Genomic DNA, 20,816 nt, shown 5'->3' on the forward strand with positions numbered 1-20,816 from the left:
CACAAGAATTACAAGCCAATGCTATTCCTGTTGGCGCACGACGGAATAGAGGGGGTGGCGAGCGCCAAAGAATCTTGGACGATGCGGCGAAATACATCTACGGCAAGACTCATCCGACCCTAACGTCGGAAATCTTCCGTCACCTAAGCACACTTTACAATATCCCTGGCAGCAAGCCAAAGAACAACCTCTCTGCGATGCTGTCAAACTCCGACAGGTTTGATTCGCATGGGCGTTCGGGCTGGACACTGCGGGATTCCGGAGAATCAGAGGCCTCAGAGTCGGCCAATAGTTCTTCAGGCTCTGAGGCCTCGTCACTAATGCGGGGCCGTGAAGCCGGCCCGGGAGGTGGCACATGAGGATATAGCAACACGCGTACCCGGAGCGGCGTCGGTTGCACCCGTCGCCGTTCCACCTTCATTATTCAATTTCGGGCCTATTTGCGCAAGCCAAATATGCTTGAGCCGTGGGCCGCGCGGGGCTAAGCGGGGGGCACGCCCCCAAGGAGTGCCCGCGATGAGCTTCAACACCTACGGCCAGATGTTCCGCGTCACCACCTGGGGCGAAAGCCATGGTCCGGCGCTGGGTGCCACCGTCGATGGCTGCCCGCCGGGGATCCCGCTTTCGGAAGCCGACATCCAGCCTTGGCTTGACCTGCGCCGACCGGGGTTGAACAAACTTACCACCCAGCGGCAGGAACCCGACAAGGTGCGCATTCTCTCGGGCGTGTTCGAGGGGCAGAGCACCGGCACGCCGATTCAGCTGATGATCGAAAACGCCGATCAGCAAAGCCGCGATTATGGCGCGATCGCGCAGACGTTCCGGCCCGGCCATGCCGACCTGACCTATCATCAGAAATACGGGCTGCGCGACCACCGGGGCGGCGGCCGCTCCAGCGCGCGCGAAACGGCGGCGCGGGTGGCGGCGGGGGGCGTGGCGCGGGCGGTGCTGGGGGTGCTCTGCCCCGGCCTGCGGATCACCGGCTACATGGTGCAGATGGGCACCAAGCACATTGACCGCGCCCGCTTTGACCGCGACGAGATCTTGCGCAACGATTTTTTCGTGCCAGATGCCGGGGTGGTGGCGGAATGGGAGGCCTATCTGAGGCACATCCGCAGCGACCAGCAGAATTCGGTTGGTGCGGTTGTCGAGGTGGTGGCCGAAGGCGTGCCCGCAGGCCTTGGCGCGCCGGTCTATGGCAAGCTTGATGCCGACCTTGCCGCCGCGATGATGTCGATCAACGCCGTGAAGGGCGTGGAGATCGGCGAGGGCATGGCCGCCGCCGCACTGACCGGCGTGGAAAACGCCGACGAGATGCGGATGGGGCCGGAGGGGATCGCGTTCCTCTCCAATCACGCCGGGGGCATTCTTGGCGGTATCTCGACAGGTCAGCCGGTGGTGGTGCGCTTTGCGGTCAAGCCGACCTCGTCGATCCTCACCCCGCGCCGTTCGGTGAATACCGCGGGTGAAGACGCGGATGTCATCACCAGGGGCCGCCACGACCCCTGCGTGGGCATCCGCGCCGTGCCGGTGGGCGAGGCGATGATGGCCTGCGTTCTCCTCGATCATGTGTTGCGAGACCGGGGCCAAACAGGCGGTGTGCGGGGGCTGATCGGTTAGGCGACACCTGCCGCCGCCAGCGCGGTGTCGAGAAGCGCCTTGATCTTGGTTTTCGAGGTGCCTGCCACGATCCGCCCAAGTTCCTGATCGCCCTTCAGCACCAGCAGGGTCGAGCGGCGCGGGATGTTGCGCGAGGTGGTCACCGGGTCGTTCCAGTAGGTATCCCAGTCCACCCGGATGAAGGTGATCTTTCGGGCATAGGCCGGGTTTTCGGCTTGCAGCGCGGTGATGGCGCGGTCCTGTGCGGCACAGGTGGTGCACCAGACGGCGTGATAATCGACCAGCAGCACCTCGCCCTTGGCAAGGCGCTGCTCGATCAGGCCGGGCACATAGGCGAGCATCTGCGAACTCGCGGCCCGCGCCTTTGCGGGCGCAAGCGCAAGCGGCGTGGCGAGCGAGACGGCGGCGGTAAGCGAAAGGAAATCACGGCGGTTCATGGCGGTCTCCGGGGTCAGATTGCTACGGAAAGGTCTTGCAGCCAGGATGGCAGCAGGTTCAGCACGGCACCTTCAAGGCGTTGCGCCGCGCCGCTAAGCAGCAGAAGCGCGACAAGCACGAAAACAATTCCCAGCGCGGGTTTGGCGGCTGCGGCAAAGCGGGCGGCGCGGGCGCGGTTGCGCATCAAAAGCCCGCGCGCGCCATAGGCAAGCGCCAGCAAGACCGAGGCCACGCCAAGGCTGAAGGCCGCCATGATCGCCCCGGCGCGCGCCAGGCTTTCGCCCTGACTGGCAAGCGCTATCGCACCGCCCAGCGTGGGGCCGATGCAGGGGCTCCACGCCGCACCCAAAAGCGCGCCGCCAAGCACCTGACCGGGCAGGCCAAGGCCTTCAGTTCGGTCGATGCCGGCATCGGCGCGGGCCGCCACGCCAGCGGTCGCGGTCTGAAAGCCGGAGGCAAGGCGTGGCACCAGCAGCACCAGGCCAAAGGCCAGCATCGCCACCGCGCCCGCCTGCACCAGCCGCTCTGGCCCAAGCCCCAGCGCTTGCCCGAAGGCCGTGACCGCAAGGCCGAAAGCGGTGAAGGAAACACTCATCCCCGCCGCCAGCGCCACCGGCCCCAGCGGATGCCGCCCGAGCGAGGTGGCAAGCACGATCGGCAGCACCGGCAACACGCAGGGGTTGATCAGCGTCAGCAGCCCCGCCGCATAGGCCAGAAGCAGTTCCATCATGTGATCCCGAGACTCCCGTTAGCGCCAACCATAGACGCGCCGCCTGCGCTTCGGGCAAATGACAATTTCGCGCGTCGGGCGTTACAGCGCCGCGCGAGAAAGTTGCACCGCAAGAATGCCACCCGCGATCACTGCCACGCCAAGCAGATCAAGCGGGCCGATGCGTTCATGCAGCAGCGCCGCCGCCACCGCGACGCCAAAGAACGGGTTGAGAAAATGGAAGGTCGAAGCCTTGACCGCGCCGATCCGCGCCACCAGCCAGAACCAGACCCAAGTCGCCAGCACGCCGGGCACCAGCGTGGTGTAGGCAAAGGCACCGATCAGCCGGGGCGACCAATGCACGGTGAAATCTTCAAACAAAAGCGCCGCTACGGTAAGGATCGCGGCACCAACGAACATCTGGAGGCCGACGATCATCATCACATTGCCGCCCGAAGCCGCGCCCTTGACCGAAAGCGTCGCCGCCGCCAGCGCCAGCGCCGCCACCAGGCACATTGCCACCCCCAGCGGGTCAACCCCGCCCGAAAGCCGCGCCCCCATGATCAACGCCACCCCGGCAACCCCGGCGAATAGCCCAAGCACCCCCAGCGGGCGCAGCCGCTGGCGCAGGAAAAGCCAGCCAAGCAGCGCTACCAGCAGCGGCATGGCCGAAGCGATGATCGCGGCAAGGCTGGCCTCGACCCATTGCATCGCAACGAAATTGAGCCCCAGATAGAGCGCGTTCTGGCTGATGCCGAAAATGAAGGTAGCGCGCCATTGCGCCCGGTTCAGCCGAAAGCTTTGCCCCAGTGCCAGCGCAATGCCGACACCGACCAGACCCGAGACCATGAACCGTGCCGCCAGCGCCGTCAGCGGTGGCGCATCAGCTACGATCATCCGCGCCGAGGTGAACGCCGAGGACCACATCAGCGCAAAGGCAAGCCCCATGAAAATCGCGCGAAAATCCATAGATTCCTCAGCAAAAAGGGCCACCCCCCGACGTGGAAGGGCGACCCTATCGGTTTTGCGGTGCCCCGCAAGGGGCGGCGCAAGATCAGCCGTTGACGCTGTCTTTCAGCGCCTTGGCGACCGCAACCTTGACCTGCTTGTCGGCGGCCTTGGTGATGGATTCGCCGGTGGCGGGGTTACGCACCTGGCGCTCGGGGCGAGCGCGGCACGAGATCTTGCCGACGCCCGGCAGATTCACGGCTCCGCCTGCGGCGATCTCTTTGGTGACCACGGCAGCAATCGCATCAAGCGCGGCGGCGGCGGTTTTCTTGTCCGACGCCATTTCGGTGGCCACTGCGGCCACAAGCTGCGTCTTGGTCAGTGGTTTCGACATGGATCTATCTCCTCGCTGGGCCCCGTTTGGCGGGGGTTATCAGGCCGTTTACACGGTTTGCGGGGCCTGTAACACACGTTTTTCGGAATCATGGCAAGCGAATTTCGCCATGAGACCAAGGATTCTGCGGCGTCACAGGAATGCTGTTTCCTCAAAACTGCGCAGTTTGCGGCTGTGGATGCGTTCCAGCGGCATTTCGCGCAGCTTTTCCATTGCCCGCACGCCGATTTGCAGATGGTTGGAAACCTGCGTCTTGTAGAAATCGGTGGCCATGCCGGGCAGCTTCAGCTCGCCATGCAGCGGCTTGTCGGACACACATAACAGCGTGCCGTACGGCACCCGAAAGCGAAAACCGTTTGCGGCAATGGTGGCGCTTTCCATATCAAGCGCGATGGCGCGGCTTTGGCTGAGGCGCTGCACCGGGCCGGACTGGTCGCGCAGTTCCCAGTTGCGGTTGTCGATGGTGGCGACGGTGCCGGTGCGCATGATCCGCTTCAGCTCGAACCCCTCAAGCTTGGTCACCTCGGCCACTGCCTCTTGCAAGGCGATCTGAATTTCGGCCAGCGCAGGGATCGGCACCCAGACCGGCAGGTCGTCATCAAGCACATGATCCTCGCGCAGATAGGCATGGGCGAGCACGAAATCGCCCAGCGACTGGCTGTTGCGCAACCCGGCGCAGTGGCCGACCATCAGCCAGGCATGCGGCCGCAGAACCGCGATATGGTCGGTTGCGGTTTTTGCATTCGAGGGGCCAACGCCGATATTGACCAGGGTAATGCCGTTGCCGTCAGCCCGCTTGAGATGATAGCTCGGCATCTGCGGCAGTTTCGCGGGCGATTGCAGCGGTTGATCGGGGCCGGTGATCTCGGCGTTGCCGGGGGCGACAAAGGCGGTGTAGCCGGCGGCAGGGTCGGCCAGGGCGCGGCGCGCCAGGCCCTCGAACTCGTCCACATAAAACTGGTAGTTGGTGAACAGCACAAAGTTCTGGAAATGCTCGGGCGCGGTCGCGGTATAATGCGAGAGGCGCGCCAGCGAATAATCGACCCGTTGCGCGGTAAACGGCGCGAGGTGGCCCGAGCCATCGGGGTTCGGTGCTGCGGTGCCATTGACGATGTCGTCATCCATGCTGGCAAGCGCTGGCACGTCGAACACGTCGCGCAGCGAAAAATCGAGCACACCTTCTTGCGGCACCGAGATCGTGGGCAATGCCGTGAGCGCAAAATGCACCGGCATCGGCGTATCAGAAAGCCCAACCTGCACCGCAACGCCGTGGTTGCGCATGATGAGCGCCAGTTGCTGGGTCAGATAATTGCGAAACAGGTCTGGCCGGGTGATCGTGGCGGCATAGGTGCCGGGATGCGAAACATAGCCCCAGGCGAGGCGACTGTCAGCCTTGGCGTGGCTGGGCGAGGTGATCCGCACCTCAGGGTAAAACGCGCGAAATCGCGCTTCAGGGCGCATTGCGGTCAGGGTTTCGCCGAATTTCTCCAGCAGAAAATCGGTGGCTTGCCGGTAAAGCTGCTCCAGCCGCGTTACCGCCTCGGCGGCATCGGTGAACAGCTCGGGCGGCACGGCATGGGGGCTGATGATGGGCAATTGGTCGTTCATGCGAACAGGTCCGTCAATTTGAAGGTGGTCACATCCACAAGGCCGAGGTCGGAGATTCTGAGTTCCGGGATCACCACGAGGGCCAGCAGGCTGTGCTGCATATAGGCATTGTTGAGCGTCGAGCCGCATTCGGCCATGGCCGCCACCATGCGCGACGCGGCGGCGGCAACCTCTGCCGCGGGGGCGTCGGACATCAGGCCAGCAATCGGCAGCGGCACATGGGCGATTTCTGCGCCATCCTTCCAAACCGTGATGCCGCCGCCGAGTTCGCCCAGCCGGTTCGCCGCAGCGGCCATCATTTCGCGGTCGGTGCCGACCACGATCATGTGGTGGCTGTCATGCGCGACGGTCGAGCCAAGCGCCATGCGGCCCTTGTAGCCGAAGCCCGACACAAACCCGTTGACCACGCCGCCGGTACCTCGGTGCCGCTCCACCAGGGCAATCTGCGCAACATCGCGCGAGGGGTCGGCGGGCACGATGGCATCGGCCACATCGAGTTCGGCGGTCAGCGCCTTGGTGGGGGCCTGATTTTCGACCACGCCAATGACGCGGGCGGTCACGCTGTTTGCCCCGGCGGGGGCGGCAATGGCAAAATCGGCGGCGCTGAGGCGCTTGCCAAGGTGCACAGTCTTACGCGCCGCATCGGGCCAAGGGTAGTGCGGACATTTCGCCAGCAAAACCCCATCTTTCGCCACCGTCACGCCACGCGCGATGACAAGCTCGACCGGCAGGGCGCGCAGGTCCGAGGTCAGGATCAGGTCGGCCCGCCGCCCCGGCGCGATGCTGCCCAGTTCACGTTCCAGCCCGAAATGCGTGGCGGTGTTGATCGTGCACATCTGCAAGGCCACCAGCGGCTCGGCCCCGCAGGCCACCGCGTGGCGATAGACGCGGTTCATGTGGCCCTCGTGCACCAATGTGCCTGAATGGCAATCATCGGTGCAAAGAATGAAGTTGCGCGGGTCGAGGCCCTTCTCGGTGACCGCGGTGATCTGGCTTTGCACATCATACCAGGCAGAGCCGAGCCGCATCATCGACCGCATTCCCTGCCGCACCCGCGCGATTGCATCGGCCTCGCAGGTGCCTTCGTGGTCATCCGCCGGCCCGCCCGCGGCATAGGCGGCAAAGGCGCGGCCAAGATCGGGGCTTGCATAGTGCCCGCCGACGGTCTTGCGCGCATTCTGGGTGGCGGCAATTTCGGCCAACATCTTGGCGTCGCCCGCCACAACACCGGGAAAGTTCATCATCTCGCCCAGCCCGATGATGCCAGGCCAACCCATTGCCTCGGCGACATCTTCGGGGGTGATCTCGAACCCGGTCGTTTCCAGCCCCGGTGCCGAAGGCGCGCAGGAAGGCATCTGGGTGAAAATGTTGATCGGCTGCATCAGCGCTTCGTCATGCATCATCCGCACGCCCTGAAGGCCAAGCACATTGGCAATTTCATGCGGATCGGTGAACATGCTGGTGGTGCCATGCGGGATCACCGCAGCCGCGAATTCGGCGGGAATCAGCATGCCGCTTTCGATGTGCATGTGTGCATCGCAAAGGCCGGGGATCATGTAGCGCCCGTGCGCCTCGATCACCTCTGTGTCGGGGCCTATCGCGTAGCTCAGATCGGGGCCGATGGCGGCAAAGCGACCCTCGGCAATGGCAATATCGTGGCCGGGTACTATCTCGCGGCTATGCACATTGACCCATTGGCCGCCGCGGATCACCAGATCGGCAGGCACGCGGCCCGCCGCAACCGCGATCAGGCGGGGCGCGACCTCGGGCCAGGATTTGACTGAAGCATGAATTTCCATGCCGAAATCTGCCACCGGGCGCAGCGGCTTGCAAGTGACCTTCTGATGACGGCTTGCACGAGGCCCGGGCGCGCCTGATATTCGGGCAATGAACACGCTTCTTTCCATCGGACACGGCTACACGGCGGCGGCGCTCGCGCGGGTATTGATGCCGCAGGGCTGGCACATCATCGGCACCACACAGGGGCATCAGGCAACGCTTCTTTCGGCCGGAATAGAGCCTGTTTCATGGCCCGGCAGCCCACTTGCGCCGCAGCTTGCGCGGGCCAGCCATGTGCTCGTTTCCATCGCGCCCGGCCTTTCCGGCGACCCGATACTGGCCCGCGAGGCGGAAGTGCTGGCCAAGGCCGCGCCGCATCTGGAATGGCTCGGCTACCTTTCCACAACCGGAGTTTACGGCGACCACGCGGGCGGTTGGGTGGATGAGACCACACTGCTTGCCCCAAGCACCGAGCGCGGCCACGCGCGGGTTGCCGCCGAAACCGCCTGGGCCGCGCTGGCGGCGCGCACCGGCCTGCCGCTGCATGTATTCCGGCTGGCGGGCATCTATGGTCCCGGTCGCGGGCCGTTCGAGAAGATCAGAAACGGCACTGCACGGCGGGTGGTGAAGCCCGGGCAGGTGTTTTCGCGCATCCATGTGGATGACATTGCAGCCACGCTCGCCGCTTCGATCGCGCGGCCGAACCCGGGCGCAATCTACAACGTCTGCGATAATGACCCCGCGCCGCCCGAAGATGTCATTGCCTGCGCCGCCGGACTGCTGGGCCTGCCGCCACCGCCCCTGGTGGCCTTCAGCGAAGCGGTCCTGCCGCCTATGGCGGCGAGCTTTTATGCGGAAAGCAAGCGGGTGAGGAACGACCGGATCAAGACTGAACTGGGCGTGCGGTTGCGATATCCGAGTTACCGCGAGGGGCTGGCGGCGGTGCTGGCGGCAGAGAATGCTGCGCAAGGGCGGTAGACCGGTTGCGACAGGAGAAACCTCCGCCCAGCGGCGCAGGATGGCGGTTTACCTGACCCTTCGCAGCCGCTAAGCAGCGGCACCGCCGGTTCGATTGAGGAGTGTGCCGATGCTTGCTGCCGCCCGCCGCCTTTCGATGCGCATGCGCGTTGCAATCATCATGACCGCATTGGCGCTGGTGATCGCGATTACCCCGCGCAATCCCGAGCGCTACGGCGACAATTTGCAGATCGCGCTGCCGGTGCTGGCAATCGGCTGCTCGGTGTTGAACGGCGATGTCGGCGAATATCTCGGGCGCTACGCGGTGATGTTCATTGGCCTGCATGGCACCAAACGCGCCTTGGGGGATCTCGAGATCAACCGCCGCCCGCATGGCGGGTTGCAGGGTTTTCCCTCGGGGCACACCGCCACCGCCGCCTTTGGCGCGAGCGCGCTGGTTCAAAGCTGCATAACCGGGCATCCGGTGGCCAAGACCGTGGTCATTCTCGCCGCTGCCTTCACCGGCGCGTCGCGCATTGAATCGCAGTCGCACAATATCTGGCAGGTTCTGGTCGGTGCGATCTGGGGCATCTTCTGCGACCGCTTCCTGCGCCCCGGCAGCCGTTGGCGCGCCCCGGTCGGGCGCGGGTTTGCGCGGCTCCGGCGCAAGCAGAGCAAGCCCGATCAGGCGTCGCCGCCGCTGTAATCGGTGTAATACCCGGCGTAGCGGTAGGATTTTGCGCTGCTCGGCTGGTGGTTCAGCGCCGCAATGACCTCGGCGTTGGGAGATTTGGATTCGTTCAGCATTGCCATGGCGCTGCGCACGTCGCTTTGGCTGGTAACGCCAAAACGCACCACCATCACCAGCGTATCGCCATAGCCCGCAAGGTAGCGCGCATCGACCACCGGCAACAGCGGCGGGGTATCGATGATGGTTATGTCAAAGGCACCCCGCGCCATCTGAAGCAGCGTGCCAAATGCCTCGCCGCCCAAAAGCTGGTCGGTTTCCGCATGCGCGCGGCCGGCACCAAGCGCGAGAGAAACGGTTGAAATCGAATCCTTCACGATCAGATCGCGGCCAAGCTCTTCGCTCGACGGTTCGTGCAGCCAATCGGCAAGCCCGTGCACCGCAGAAATGCCAAGGAGCTTGTGCATCGTCGGCTTGCGCAGATCCGCGTCGATCAGCAGCACACGCCGGTTGGCCTGCGCAAAGGCCCGCGCCAGCGCCAGCGCGGTGGTGCTTTTGCCTTCTGCCGGGATCGACGAGGTGACAACGATCACCCGGCCCTCATCGCCGCTGGCGGATGTGGCTTCCGCCCTGGACCCCTTGAATGAAAGGTCGATGGTTGCGCGAAGCCTGCGGATCGATTCGGAATAGGGCGAAAGCGGATCGGTTATCACCGAGTCGGCAATGCTCCGCTGCGTCTCACCTTTCAACGTAATGAGGGGAATCGCCGTTGCCACGCGCGCATGCAGCACATCACGCAACTGGTTCTCGGTAGTGATGCCGCCAATGTAATATTCGTTGAGGAACGCCAGCCCGACCCCGAGCCCCAGCCCCGCCACCAGCGCCAAAGCCAGCGCCATGCGCTTGTTTGGGTAGCTTGGCGAGTTAGGCGGCAGCGCGGGCGAAACCACGCGGCTGTCGGCAATCTGTACCGCCGCCTGGATCTCCAGCTCGCGCATCCGCGACAAGAGCAGGTTGTACTGGCTGCGGGCAATCGTCGCCTCTTGCTGAAGGCCGTAAAGCTCGGTCAGAACTTCCGACGGGATGGTGCCGCTCAGCAGTGTTTGCCGGATCTGACCGCGCAGATCCTGCGTGGACTGCGCAAGCGCCGCCGCTTCGCCTTCAACGCGCGAAATCGCCGCGGCGGCGCGCTCTTGCTGGCGGGCATCAAGCTGCGCAAGCGCGGCGCGCAGGTTCACATCGTCGGTCGAGCCGATCGGCACGCCATCAAGCTGGCGCTGAAGTGCTTCGCGCTGGCTTTGCAGCGCGGCAAGCGCGGCATCGCCCAGACCCGCTGTCAGCGTTGCCCAGTCGCCCGCCGCCAGCTTGGTCTGCAGATCCTGCACACGGACGTTTGCGGCCAGCCGCTTGTCGTCCGCGGCGGTAAGCGCCAGCCGCAATGCCTCGATATCGGATCGCCCGCTTTCGGCTTCGATCCGCGCCAGATTGGTATCAATGAAACCGTCAATCGCGCCTTCGCCTTGCGAAAGCGCGGCCTGCGCCGCCGCGATCTGGCTTTGCAACTTGTCGCGTGCCGCGAGTGTGGAGGAAATCTTGCTTTCCACCTGCGCCGAAATATAGGCCTGCGTCAGCGCGTTCGAAAGTTCCGCGGCCCTGTCTGGCGATTCGGATTTGACCGACACGGCAATCAGATAGGTAATGCCGCGGCGACGAACCTCGACCGCCTCCATGAATCGGACCAGCACCGCCTTGACCAGCGAATCGCCGCTCTGGTCTTGCGATGTCTCGAACCCGAGCGCTTGCCTGATCTTGTCGCCCAGACCGAGCTTCGGCCCGAATTCGGGGTCGGTGATAAGGCTCTGGTCGCGCACCACTGCCAGCGCCACGCTGGGCGTGCGCAGAATTTCAACTTCGCTGTCAACCCGCGCGTTTTCGCTGGCACCCGAAACGCTGGCGATTTCGGAATAGACCAGCGACTTGCTGTTGGGATCAACCAGAACCAGCGAGGTGGCGGTATAGATCGGCCGCGCCGTCACCAGATACGCAGCGGCGATTGCCAGAACCAGAAGCGTGCTCAGACCGATCAGCCAGACTTGGCGGCGCAAAAGCGCAACGATGGCCTTGACGTCGATCTCCTGCATCGGTTCCAGAGGTTGATTTGTCATTCCGCTTTGCCGCACTTTCTACAATGATATTCGCGTATAATCCGACCTTGGCATCTGCCGCAGGCCTAACAGCAGCATGCGTTCTTTTCCAGACTTTTTGCGCGGGCCAAAGCCCTCGGCGCTATTGCCCCACCGAAAGGAACACTGGCGCGAGGCCTGGTTGCAGCCGCACCGCGCTTAACCGCCCGGTCACATAGGCACCGGTATCGACATTGATGCGCCAGCCGCGCTGCGCTGCCGACTCGATCGGCAAATGACCCTGCACAACCAGTCCGGAAGGCCCAAGACCGGGGGGCGGCGCGGTTTCGGCATCAATGAACTGCCGCGACCAGAGCAAGGCGCGGCGGGTCTGCATTTCCAGCGGCAACGCTGCATCCACGCCTGCATGGCTCAGGAAATGCGGACCGGCGCGCAGGAACAGCGGCAGAGACTGAAGAAACTCGATGTGTTCCCCGGGAATATGCGCGGCGATTCGCATCGCAAGCGCCCGCCGCGAAAGCGCCCGCGCCGCTTCCACGCCGCGTGCGATCCCGTAGGATGCCAGCATTTCGGCACCGCCATGCACCAGCCACTCTGCCAGAGGATCGGGGTCGAGCAGAAATTGCAGCGCCATGTCTTCGTGGTTGCCGAGCAGGCAGATCCGACCGACACCGGCGGGCGGCGGTGCCAGCAGGTGGTCGATCATGCCCGCGCTGTCGGGCCCGCGATCGACAATATCGCCCAAGAGCACGATCAGCTTTTCGCCCGGGACCGGATCGGCGGCAATCCGCGCTTCGATCTGCCGGTAGAGGTCGATATGGCCATGCACGTCGCCGACTGCGTAAAGCGCGGCAGGCTCCGCATCAAGAACAAGGCCCGAGGCCGCTGGCTGAGGGGGGCCGGGTTGCGGTTTCCGGCGTGCCAGAATCCAGCGCAGAAGCGTGTTCATTCTGCTGCCCCGGGCGTTTCAGACGCTATCGGCGCGGTGCCATCTTCCAAATTATCGGTCATCCCGCGGCGCGCCACGCCAAGCGCGAGAACGGCGAGCAACAGGAACTGGTTGGCCTGCATTTCAAGGCTGAAATCGACCAGTGAATGAATGCCGGTGGTCAGCAGCGCCGCCAGCGCCGCCGCCACCAGAGCCACGTCGTGGTGCCTGCGCCGGAGCACTTGCACCAACCGCAGCGCCAGACCCGCCGCCGCGATCATCGGCAGGGTGCCAAATACCAGCCCAAGCTCTACCCAAAGCGCCAGATAGGTTGAATGGGTCTTGTCCCAGATCAACGCAGAGGAAACCGGCAGCCGATGATAAAGCTCAAATGCAGGTTGAAACGCATCAAGACCGAAACCGGTGAGCGGCCGGGTGGCGATCATGTCGATGACTTGCGCATAAAGCGCCGTCCGCACCGCCAAGTCACCTTCGGCACCGAAAAAGCGCGAGATGACCGCTTCGCCCTGAAAAGCCAGCAAGAACACGATCACCGCCACTGCGGCAACGCCGCCTGACCAGCGCAACATCTGCGCGCGTCGCCCCGAAGCCTGGGCGTTCGGCGAGGTCACCCATACCAACCCCAGACCGGCGACGGTGGAAACAAGGCCCATGCGCGACTGGGTGGCAACAAGTGCCACCATGACGATCAGCCAGACCACGTCAAGAAACAGCGTCGCGATGTTCTCGGCGCTTGTCAGCCGGTGGCCAGACGGGTGGCGCATCCGCGGCAGCCGTGCCCGTTCAAGCATGAGCGCCAGGCCCAGAACTGCGCCGATGCCAAGGAAGGTCGCGAAAGAGTTGCGGTTGACAAACGGGCCGGTTGCCGCGCCAAGCGAGCTTGTCTTGGTGCCCCAGAAGAAACTGTCGCCGAAAAAGCGAAGTGAAAGCAGGGACCAAAGCGCGTAAAACGCAACTCCGAAAAACAGCGTCCAGCCGATGGTTCGGGCCCGGCTGAGCCGCGCCGAAACTTCCATCATCAGAATGAAGAACAAAAGCACGGTGAACCCGCGCAAGACCGCCACGAAGGTCGCGCCCGGCGCGAGGCTGAGGCTGGCGGGGCGGGGTGCGCCGGTTTCTGGCAGTGCCGCGATCCAGCGCGGCATGAAACCCGCAACCGGCAGGTACTGCACCAGACCCCAGACGAGCGCCGCAGCCACCAGCCAGAGCCAGCGGCGCACCACCAGGGCGCGGAACGGCCGCACCGAGGGCAGCAGGGCGACAGCGGTAAAATAGAGCGCCGCGCCCATGCCAAGCACCATTGCCCAGAGCATCCAGGCAGCGCCCCGGTTCGACCCGACCGGAAGCGGCGCGATCAGCACGATCGCAACAAGACCAATCGCCAGCATCGTATTGAGGCGGCGGCGGCGTTGATTCGATTCGGTCAGGTGCAGCCGGGGCGGCGCGGCCGTGCGCTGTGCCGATACTGCGACATTTCCGCGCACCCCGCCAGCGCCCGCCTGCCGGGTCTTCGCTGCCGTCGGTGCGGGTTTCGCATTGCGGGTGTTCGGGTCCTGCATGCTCACCTGCCCGCCCCCCGCACGGCAGCAATGAACGCCTTTTGCGATTGTTCCGGGGCGCGTTCAATTGCCTCGGTCATCACCTCGCGCGCTCCCGGCAGCGCGAGGTACCTTTCCGCCACCAGAGACCGACCGGCGGGAAACTGAACCAGCAGCGTGATATCTGCGGTAAGCGCGGCAAGCGCCTCTGGCGCAAGTCGATCAATGCGGTCTGCGGCAAGCACAAACCGGCGCTGCGCCAGATCGCCTTCGAACGCGCCAGTTGCCTGCGAAACCGCCAGGGCGCGTGAGAATTCGGCGTCATTTGGGGCAGTTGAAGCAACCAGAAGTTGCGCCAGAGACGAGGTTGGGGCGCGTGCGCTGGCTGCATTGGCCAGACCTGCACAGTTGCCCCGAAGCGCCTCGCGCCGCGTTTGTGCCTGAAACAGCGCCAGAACACTGCGCATCGACGCTTCGCAGGCTTGCAGGACAATTCGCTCGGACCGAACCGAAGGCGGCAAGGAAATGCCGGTTTCCGTCAGGGCGGCGAATTGCTGGCTTTCCGTGAGCCGCGAAAACAGGACCGTCGCATACTCTTTCTGAAACTGCGGCACCGCTGCAACAGCAAGCGCCAGGCTGCCCGCCACCGCCAGAAATGTTCCCGCTTTCCGCACCATCCGCTACCCGCTGCCTCGCCAAAAGCTGATCACACCGCCCACTCAACCGGCGCGTTTGCGCCGTCACATGCAACGTCTGGCGCAACTGCGCAAGTTTCAATTGTTTTTGACCCCGCGCTTGGCCTATATTGCCCGCGTGTGCCGCATCCGGTTCGATTTGAGGTTATGAAATGAAGATTTCCAGATTTGCCCTGCTCGCGAGTATTGCAATCGGTGCCGCAGTGCCCGCGCACGCTCAGGTTCCTACGTTCGACACTGCCGCTGTAAGCGCCGGTTGTGCTGCCTCCGCGTGTTCTGCCGCCGCACATGCTGCAATTTCGCAGATTTTGGCCAGCGGATTGACCGGTAGCGCCTACAGCGCACAGATCGCGCTTCTCGCGTCGATGATCTACTCGATGGCGCAGAACGGTCAGATTTCGGGCGCCGAGGCTGCAGCGGCGCTGCGTACGGTTGCCGCAAATTCGACCGACGCGACCCAGAGCGCTGCCATTCTTGCCGGTGCCGCCAACCTCGAGAACGGCAATGCCGGCACCGGAACACCGCCTTCTTTCGAAGCTAGCCCGAACTAAACTCGGTTCCACAAGCCTTGATGAGGCCCGCTCCGAATAGGGCGGGCCTTTGGCTTGGCGCAGACTAAGCCATGCGCTATTTGCGCCGGGGTTGGTGATTTTTCTTGAAGCAGATCAATGGTGCCGCACGAGGGATTCGAACCCCCGACCCCATCATTACGAATGATGTGCTCTACCAACTGAGCTAGTGCGGCCCGGTGGCGCGCCGGATAGCATCGAACGGGGCCGATGGGTAGCCCTATTTTTTCGGTGCCATGCCGCGCGCCAGGGCAACCGCATCGGGCTCGGCCAAGGGGTCGCGGCGCAGGCGCTCGGTCAGGATTTCGGTTTCCGTCGGCATCGGCATCGGCGCGGCGGGAACGGGCACCGGAAGCGGATCAAGTGCCTCGGGCAGCGGCCGCGGCGTGCCGACGATCAGCGGCAGCATTTCGGCGCGATTGGCGAGCGGCACACCGCCGCCCGGCGGTTCGCGCCACGAAAGCGTATCGAAGCCGCCGCAGTTGTCGCAGACCGGGCCCCATTCGGCCTGAATGTTGTGGCAATTCTCGCACACCCATTGCGGGCCACGGCTTGCCCCAAGCGCGCGCGCCAGCCAGCCGCGCACCACCGCATCATCGGCCCCCTCGCCACGCTCGACCGCCGCCATCAGCGTCAGCGCCCTTGCGGTGGGGTGGGTTTCGGCAAGATCGCCCAGGGCGCGGCGGGCGGCGGGAAAATCTTCTGCCGCAATAGCCAGTTCGGCGCGCAAGAGCCGGGTTTCCTCGGCATCGGCGCGCAGCTTCAAAAGCGGCTCAAAGCGTTTGGCCCGCTCTGCCGCGGTCTCGTCGGGTGCTATTGCCGCGAAGGCCGCGGCAAGTTCAGGGTGCGGCTGCGCCTCCCATGCCTTCAAAAGCAGCCGTGTCGCGTGCTTTGTGTCACCCTTGGCGATGTAGGCCTCGGCCGCCATGACCGCTGCCGGTATCAGATCGGGCGAGGCCTTGTTGGCGGCAATCGCGGCCTCGCGCGCCTCGATGCTGGCACCCTCCGCAAGCACTCCCTTCGCCTCTTGCAAGGCCAGTAACGCATCGCGGCGGCGGTGCACATCGCGCGGCAGCAACCCTTGCTTGAGCTTGGTGCCAAGCACATCGCGGGCACCTTTCCAGTCGCCCTTTTCCGACTGCAGGCGCAAGAGCGTATCTTGCACGCCCTCATGCCGGGGTTTGAGCGCATAGGCCTTTTCGGCAAGCTTGAGCGCGGTAGCGGCGTCACCCTCGGCCAGTTTCTGCTTCATCAGCCCCTGCACGCCGACAAAGCGGGTGCGCTGGTCCGCCAGCAGGCGTCTGTAAACTTCGGTCGCCTTGCGTGTGTCGCCCGCCGCTTCGGCGGCCTGCGCAGAAAGCAGGTTGGTCAGTTCGGGCCGCCCGAGGTATTTCTCGGCCTTCGCCGCCTTGGCCAGCGCCACCCGGCCCTCGCCCGATGCAACCGCCATCATGCCTTCCGCCAGCGCCTCATAGCCCTTGCGTTCGCGGTTGCGGTCAAAATAGCGGCTGACAGCGGTTTCGTCGCCGTTGATGAAGTGCAGCACCGCCGAAAGCAGCCCCAGCACCCGCAACAGCAGCCAGACCAGCACAAACACCGAAAGCGCCGCAAGCGCCGTTTGCAGCGGGCCAAGGGTAAACTCCATTCCCGCAACCGCTATCCGGATTCCCTCACCATTTTCGACGAGGTAGGTTGCACCCAGTGTCAGCGCCGCAACCGCGACCAGAAACACCGCAATTTTCAGAAATGACCAGATCATCCCAGCCTCTTCAGTTCAGGCTCTGGGCCAGATTGGCCAGCGCACGGGTTGCGGCAAGGCGGCGCTCGGCGAGCGCCTGCCAGGTGGCCATTTCAGCTCGCGCGGCATCGGGCAGCGCCGAAACTTCTGCCAATGCGGCGGTCAGATCGCCCGCCGCCAGCGCCGCCTCGGCGCGCGAAAGCACCGCATCGGCATCTACCCCCTCGCGCGCGGTCAGCGACCGCGCACTGGTTTGGGCAAGCAACAGGGTGCCGAGCCGATCAAGCATTCCCGCGCCGGGTGCCTCTGCCCGCGCGGCGGCAAGCGCTGCCCGCGCGGCCGGCACAAAACCGTCGCGGAGCGCCGTAAGCGTTGGAACTTCGGCAGCAAGTTCGGGCGGAACATCAACGCCCGCCAGTCGAAGCTGCGCAACCGCTTCTGCAAGCGGTGCCCCGCTTTCGATGGCCGCGGCAAGTTGTGCCGCCGCCGCCCGTGCCAGCGCCCTTGACGCCGAGGCTTCGGCTTCGGCGCGCAGTGCGGCGGCATCGGCTTCGGCCCGCGCGCGCACGGCCGCAGCCTCGGTTTCCGCCGCGACAATCCTTGCCGAAGCCTCGGCGGCGGCGGCGGCGATTTCGGCCGAGGTCGTCTGCGGGCTGCCCGCGCCCGCAGCCAATTCGGCGCGCAGCGCCGCCAACTCGTCGCGCAATGCCTCAACGGCGGGTGTCGCGTCGGTCATCACTGGCGCGGGGCGTGCCTCAACTGCCGCCAGCCTTGCCTCGGCTTCGGCCAGTGCCGCTTGCAGCGGCCCGAGGTCTGGCGCTTGCGGAACGGCGGCGCGCAGCGCGGCAAGCTCTGCCCGGAGCGCGTCAAACCGCGCGGCCTGCTCAGCCGTGCTCGCGGCAAGCAACGCCGAAGCGGGTTGCCAGCGCGCCGGAAGCAAAGGCAGCAGATACATCGTCGCCCCGGCACCAAGTGCAGCCGCAACGACACCGCCCAGAAGCAGCGGCATGAACGTGCCGCGCCGCTTGCGCGCGGGCTCTGGCGCAACTTCGGTCGGCTCCGCCAAAGCGGCCATCTTCGGCTCGGGGATCAGCACCGGCTCGGCGGGCTCGTTTGTGGCCGCGGGCTCGGGGGTCTCACTTGCTTTTCTCGCCACTGCTCAATCCCCCGCAATATATTCCGTTTGCCAATCTAGGTGCGCGCGCGCGGCGTCTCAACCCGCCATAAGTCGCGCCAATGCATCTAGCATCGATTCCGCCTCTGGCTGCGCCGCAGTCTCAACCGTCGCTGGCCCAAGCTTTACGCAAACGCGCGCCGTTGCAGGCGAAATGGCGGCGATGCGCAGCGGTGCCCGGGTGTTCGCCGCCGCTTCGGCAAAAAGTCGTGCGGAACGGGGCGAGAAGAGCGGCACCAGCACCGGAGTCATTCCGGCAAGCAACGCCAGGCCTTCAGCAGAAAGCGGGCGCGCCTCTTGCGCATAGACTTGCGCCGAAAACGTCTCTATTCCTGCCGCATTGAGCTTTGCCGCAATGTCGAATGCCTGATGCGCGCCCCGCGCATGCAAAAGTGGGCCGGCGGGGCGCGCCGCGAGTATCGCCGCGGCCAATGCTGCCGCATCACCCGGCCCAGCCACGGGCGCGAACCCGGCCTCAGCCGCCGCCGCCGCCGTGCGCGCGCCCACGCACCACGCCCGCCGCCCCGCGGCAGGCGAAAGAGCTTGCAGTGGAGCCACCGCGTTCTCCGAGGTAAAGATCACCTCGCGCGCCTGCGGAACTGCGGGGGCAAGCGCCACGATCTGCTGCATCGGCGCGATCAGCACCGGCCAGTCTTCGCCGAACCGCGCCGCGAATGCCGCAGCGAAACGGCGCGATTGCGCGATCGGGCGGGTCAACAGCAGCGTCGGGCGGGAATCGGGCACGGGTCTTCCCCGGGATTGTGCGATCTCGCCCCCGGTGTTACCTGCCGGAGTGCAAACCCGCAACCGGCACACGATGACCAGAACCCTTACCTTTCTCGGCCTTGAAAGCAGTTGCGATGATACCGCAGCCGCAGTGGTGCGCCTTAGCGAAGGCCGCGCCGAGGTGCTTGCCTCGGTGGTTGCCGGGCAGACCGAGCTGCACGCGCCTTTTGGTGGTGTGGTTCCCGAGCTTGCGGCCCGCGCGCATGTCGAAAAGCTGGACCTTTGCGCCGAGGAGGCGCTGGCGCGCGCCGGGCTTGGTTTGGGTGATCTTGATGCAGTGGCCGTCACTGCCGGGCCGGGCCTCATCGGCGGCGTGATTTCGGGCGTGATGTGCGCCAAGGGTATTGCTGCGGGTGCCGGGTTGCCGCTGATCGGGGTCAACCACCTCGCCGGGCATGCACTGACGCCGCGGCTGACCCACGGGCTCGCTTTCCCCTACCTCATGCTGCTGGTTTCCGGGGGCCATTGCCAGTTTCTGATCGTGCGCGGTCCGGCAAGCTTCAGTCGCATCGGCGGCACCATTGACGATGCGCCCGGCGAAGCGTTTGACAAGACCGCCAAGCTTCTGGCGCTGCCTCAGCCTGGCGGCCCCTCGGTTGAAGCCGAGGCGGCGCGCGGTGATGCGAGACGGTTCAGCTTTCCTCGGCCGCTGCTCGACCGCCCCGGCTGCGACATGTCGTTTTCGGGCCTGAAAACCGCGCTGCTGCGGGCGCGTGATGCGGTGATGCAGGCGGGCACCCTGCGCGCTGGCGATCGCGCCGATCTCTGCGCGGGGTTTCAAGCAGCGGTCGCAGATGTGCTGGCCGAAAAATCGCGCCGCGCGCTTCTGGCCTATCTTGCCGAAAATCCGCCAACGCCTGCCTTCGCCGTCGCCGGGGGTGTCGCGGCGAACAGGGCAGTTCGGGCTGCGTTAGAGACTGTTTCGCTGGCGCATGGTGCGCTATTCGTCGCGCCGCCTCTTGCGCTCTGCACCGATAACGCGGCGATGATTGCCTGGGCGGGAATCGAACGGTTCCGCGCCGGTATAGACGACGCAACGACGCTTTCGGCACGCCCGCGCTGGCCGCTTGACGAAGCCGCCCCGGCCATGCTCGGTTCGGGCAAACGGGGGGCGAAAGCATGAGCATCGGGGTTTTGGGCGCTGGCGCTTTTGGCACCGCCCTTGCGGTGGCGCTGGCGCGAAACGGGGCTGTTACCCTTTGGGCGCGTGATGACGGCCATGTTGCGCAAATGCGCGCAACCCGCTGCAATGCACGCCGACTTGCTGGCGTGACCTTGCCGGAAAGCGTGTCTGTTACTGCGGAAATCGATGCGGCGGCGGCAAGTGACCTGTTGCTTCTGGCGCTGCCGATGCAGCAAATGGCCGGGTTTCTTGCAGCGCATTCCACCATTCTTTCAGGTCGCATTCTTGTCGCTTGCTCAAAAGGTATCGACCTTGCCAGCGGGCTTGGGCCTGTGGCGCTGATCGCGCGCGCATGCCCGGGTGCCACGCCCGCACTGCTGACCGGGCCGAGCTTTGCTGCCGACATCGCCCGCAGCCTGCCCACGGCGCTCACACTCGCCTGTGCAAATGACGAAATCGGCGAGGCATTGCAGGCGCGGCTTTCGACCTCGGTTCTGCGGCTTTACCGCACCACCGACCTGACCGGGGCGGAACTTGGCGGCGCGCTGAAAAACGTTGTTGCAATCGCGGCGGGCGTAGTGATCGGCGCGGGTTTGGGCGATTCAGCGCGCGCCGCGCTGATGACCCGCGGCTTTGCCGAAATGAGCCGCTTCGCAACGGCCTTGGGTGCCAGGCCAGAAACGCTTGCCGGGCTTTCGGGCCTTGGCGATCTGGTGCTTACCTGCACCTCGACACAGTCGCGCAATTTCCGTTTTGGCTATGCGCTTGGCGCGGGCGAAAGCTTTGATGCCAACACCACGGTTGAGGGTGCCGCGACCGCAAAAGCAGTGTCTGTTCTGGCCAAAAAGAGCAAGATACATCTGCCGATTGCAGATATGGTGGCGGCGCTGGTTGACCGAAAAATCACAGTAGCCGAGGCTGCCCGGGCGCTGCTGTCGCGCCCGTTGAAACAGGAGTGA

19 protein-coding genes and 1 tRNA gene are annotated in these 20,816 nt (G+C 64.9%); 6 read left to right on the forward strand and 14 right to left on the reverse strand.

The window, feature by feature from the left end; genetic code table 11:
• Window positions 1-516: 516 nt before the first annotated feature.
• Complete coding sequence (aroC, locus tag Q8J98_RS03165; RefSeq protein ID WP_305293111.1) at window positions 517-1,620, forward strand: chorismate synthase; 1,104 nt, start codon at window positions 517-519, stop codon at window positions 1,618-1,620.
• Here aroC and Q8J98_RS03170 read toward each other — a convergent pair.
• The 6 genes from Q8J98_RS03170 to ade all read right to left on the reverse strand — a co-directional run bounded on the left by Q8J98_RS03170 (window position 1,617) and on the right by ade (window position 7,516).
• Entirely contained in the window at window positions 1,617-2,057 is a 441-nt protein-coding gene (locus tag Q8J98_RS03170) for a thioredoxin family protein (RefSeq protein ID WP_305293112.1), read from the reverse strand. The genes aroC and Q8J98_RS03170 overlap by 4 nt on opposite strands.
• A gap of 14 nt (window positions 2,058-2,071) precedes the next feature.
• Window positions 2,072-2,785 (reverse strand): cytochrome c biogenesis CcdA family protein, encoded by a 714-nt coding sequence (locus Q8J98_RS03175; protein WP_305293113.1) that lies wholly within the window; start codon window positions 2,783-2,785, stop codon window positions 2,072-2,074.
• A gap of 84 nt (window positions 2,786-2,869) precedes the next feature.
• Window positions 2,870-3,736 (reverse strand): DMT family transporter, encoded by an 867-nt coding sequence (locus Q8J98_RS03180; protein ID WP_305293114.1) that lies wholly within the window; start codon window positions 3,734-3,736, stop codon window positions 2,870-2,872.
• A gap of 85 nt (window positions 3,737-3,821) precedes the next feature.
• Window positions 3,822-4,109, reverse strand: coding sequence for an HU family DNA-binding protein (locus Q8J98_RS03185; protein WP_305184605.1), 288 nt, complete (start codon window positions 4,107-4,109; stop codon window positions 3,822-3,824).
• A 132-nt stretch (window positions 4,110-4,241) separates the two neighbouring features.
• On the reverse strand, window positions 4,242-5,717 hold the full coding sequence (locus Q8J98_RS03190; protein WP_305293115.1) for an AMP nucleosidase: 1,476 nt from the start codon (window positions 5,715-5,717) through the stop codon (window positions 4,242-4,244).
• Window positions 5,714-7,516 carry an adenine deaminase gene (ade, locus tag Q8J98_RS03195; RefSeq protein ID WP_305293116.1) on the reverse strand — a complete coding sequence of 601 codons (1,803 nt, stop codon included), beginning with the start codon at window positions 7,514-7,516 and terminating at the stop codon, window positions 5,714-5,716. The genes Q8J98_RS03190 and ade overlap by 4 nt, the downstream gene beginning before the upstream one ends.
• A gap of 88 nt (window positions 7,517-7,604) precedes the next feature.
• Here ade and Q8J98_RS03200 point away from each other — a divergent pair, with 88 nt between their 5' ends.
• Complete coding sequence (locus Q8J98_RS03200) at window positions 7,605-8,474, forward strand: SDR family oxidoreductase (protein WP_305184608.1); 870 nt, start codon at window positions 7,605-7,607, stop codon at window positions 8,472-8,474.
• A gap of 109 nt (window positions 8,475-8,583) precedes the next feature.
• Window positions 8,584-9,159 (forward strand): phosphatase PAP2 family protein, encoded by a 576-nt coding sequence (locus Q8J98_RS03205; RefSeq protein WP_305184609.1) that lies wholly within the window; start codon window positions 8,584-8,586, stop codon window positions 9,157-9,159.
• Here Q8J98_RS03205 and Q8J98_RS03210 read toward each other — a convergent pair.
• The 4 genes from Q8J98_RS03210 to Q8J98_RS03225 all read right to left on the reverse strand — a co-directional run bounded on the left by Q8J98_RS03210 (window position 9,138) and on the right by Q8J98_RS03225 (window position 14,449).
• Complete coding sequence (locus tag Q8J98_RS03210; RefSeq protein ID WP_305184610.1) at window positions 9,138-11,306, reverse strand: Wzz/FepE/Etk N-terminal domain-containing protein; 2,169 nt, start codon at window positions 11,304-11,306, stop codon at window positions 9,138-9,140. The two genes, Q8J98_RS03205 and Q8J98_RS03210, sit on opposite strands and share 22 nt — an antisense overlap.
• 121 nt (window positions 11,307-11,427) lie before the next feature.
• Window positions 11,428-12,234, reverse strand: coding sequence for a metallophosphoesterase (locus Q8J98_RS03215; protein ID WP_305293117.1), 807 nt, complete (start codon window positions 12,232-12,234; stop codon window positions 11,428-11,430).
• Window positions 12,231-13,793, reverse strand: a complete 1,563-nt coding sequence (locus Q8J98_RS03220) for an O-antigen ligase family protein (RefSeq protein WP_305293118.1) — start codon at window positions 13,791-13,793, stop codon at window positions 12,231-12,233. The genes Q8J98_RS03215 and Q8J98_RS03220 overlap by 4 nt, the downstream gene beginning before the upstream one ends.
• A 2-nt stretch (window positions 13,794-13,795) precedes the next feature.
• Window positions 13,796-14,449 carry a hypothetical protein gene (locus Q8J98_RS03225; RefSeq protein ID WP_305184613.1) on the reverse strand — a complete coding sequence of 218 codons (654 nt, stop codon included), beginning with the start codon at window positions 14,447-14,449 and terminating at the stop codon, window positions 13,796-13,798.
• Between the two features lie 170 nt (window positions 14,450-14,619).
• Here Q8J98_RS03225 and Q8J98_RS03230 point away from each other — a divergent pair, with 170 nt between their 5' ends.
• Window positions 14,620-15,018, forward strand: a complete 399-nt coding sequence (locus Q8J98_RS03230; RefSeq protein ID WP_305184614.1) for a hypothetical protein — start codon at window positions 14,620-14,622, stop codon at window positions 15,016-15,018.
• Window positions 15,019-15,136: 118 nt separating this feature from the next.
• On the opposite strand, the gene Q8J98_RS03235 is transcribed toward Q8J98_RS03230, so the two are convergent.
• The 4 genes from Q8J98_RS03235 to Q8J98_RS03250 form a co-directional block, all read right to left on the reverse strand.
• A tRNA-Thr gene (locus Q8J98_RS03235) sits at window positions 15,137-15,212 on the reverse strand.
• 44 nt (window positions 15,213-15,256) lie between these two features.
• Window positions 15,257-16,795 (reverse strand): heme biosynthesis protein HemY, encoded by a 1,539-nt coding sequence (locus Q8J98_RS03240; protein ID WP_305293119.1) that lies wholly within the window; start codon window positions 16,793-16,795, stop codon window positions 15,257-15,259.
• Window positions 16,796-16,805: 10 nt separating this feature from the next.
• Window positions 16,806-17,930, reverse strand: a complete 1,125-nt coding sequence (locus Q8J98_RS03245; RefSeq protein ID WP_305293120.1) for a COG4223 family protein — start codon at window positions 17,928-17,930, stop codon at window positions 16,806-16,808.
• A gap of 57 nt (window positions 17,931-17,987) precedes the next feature.
• A complete protein-coding gene (locus Q8J98_RS03250; protein ID WP_305293121.1) occupies window positions 17,988-18,692 on the reverse strand; it encodes a uroporphyrinogen-III synthase in 705 nt (234 codons plus the stop codon).
• Between the two features lie 73 nt (window positions 18,693-18,765).
• On the opposite strand from Q8J98_RS03250, the gene tsaD reads away from it, so the two are divergent.
• Both tsaD and Q8J98_RS03260 read left to right on the forward strand, forming a co-directional pair.
• A complete protein-coding gene (tsaD, locus tag Q8J98_RS03255) occupies window positions 18,766-19,857 on the forward strand; it encodes a tRNA (adenosine(37)-N6)-threonylcarbamoyltransferase complex transferase subunit TsaD (protein WP_305293122.1) in 1,092 nt (363 codons plus the stop codon).
• Window positions 19,854-20,816, forward strand: a complete 963-nt coding sequence (locus Q8J98_RS03260) for an NAD(P)H-dependent glycerol-3-phosphate dehydrogenase (RefSeq protein WP_305293123.1) — start codon at window positions 19,854-19,856, stop codon at window positions 20,814-20,816. The genes tsaD and Q8J98_RS03260 overlap by 4 nt, the downstream gene beginning before the upstream one ends.

The sequence above is a fragment of the Phaeovulum sp. genome (assembly GCF_030684035.1).
Classification (GTDB): Bacteria; Pseudomonadota; Alphaproteobacteria; order Rhodobacterales; family Rhodobacteraceae; genus UBA6213.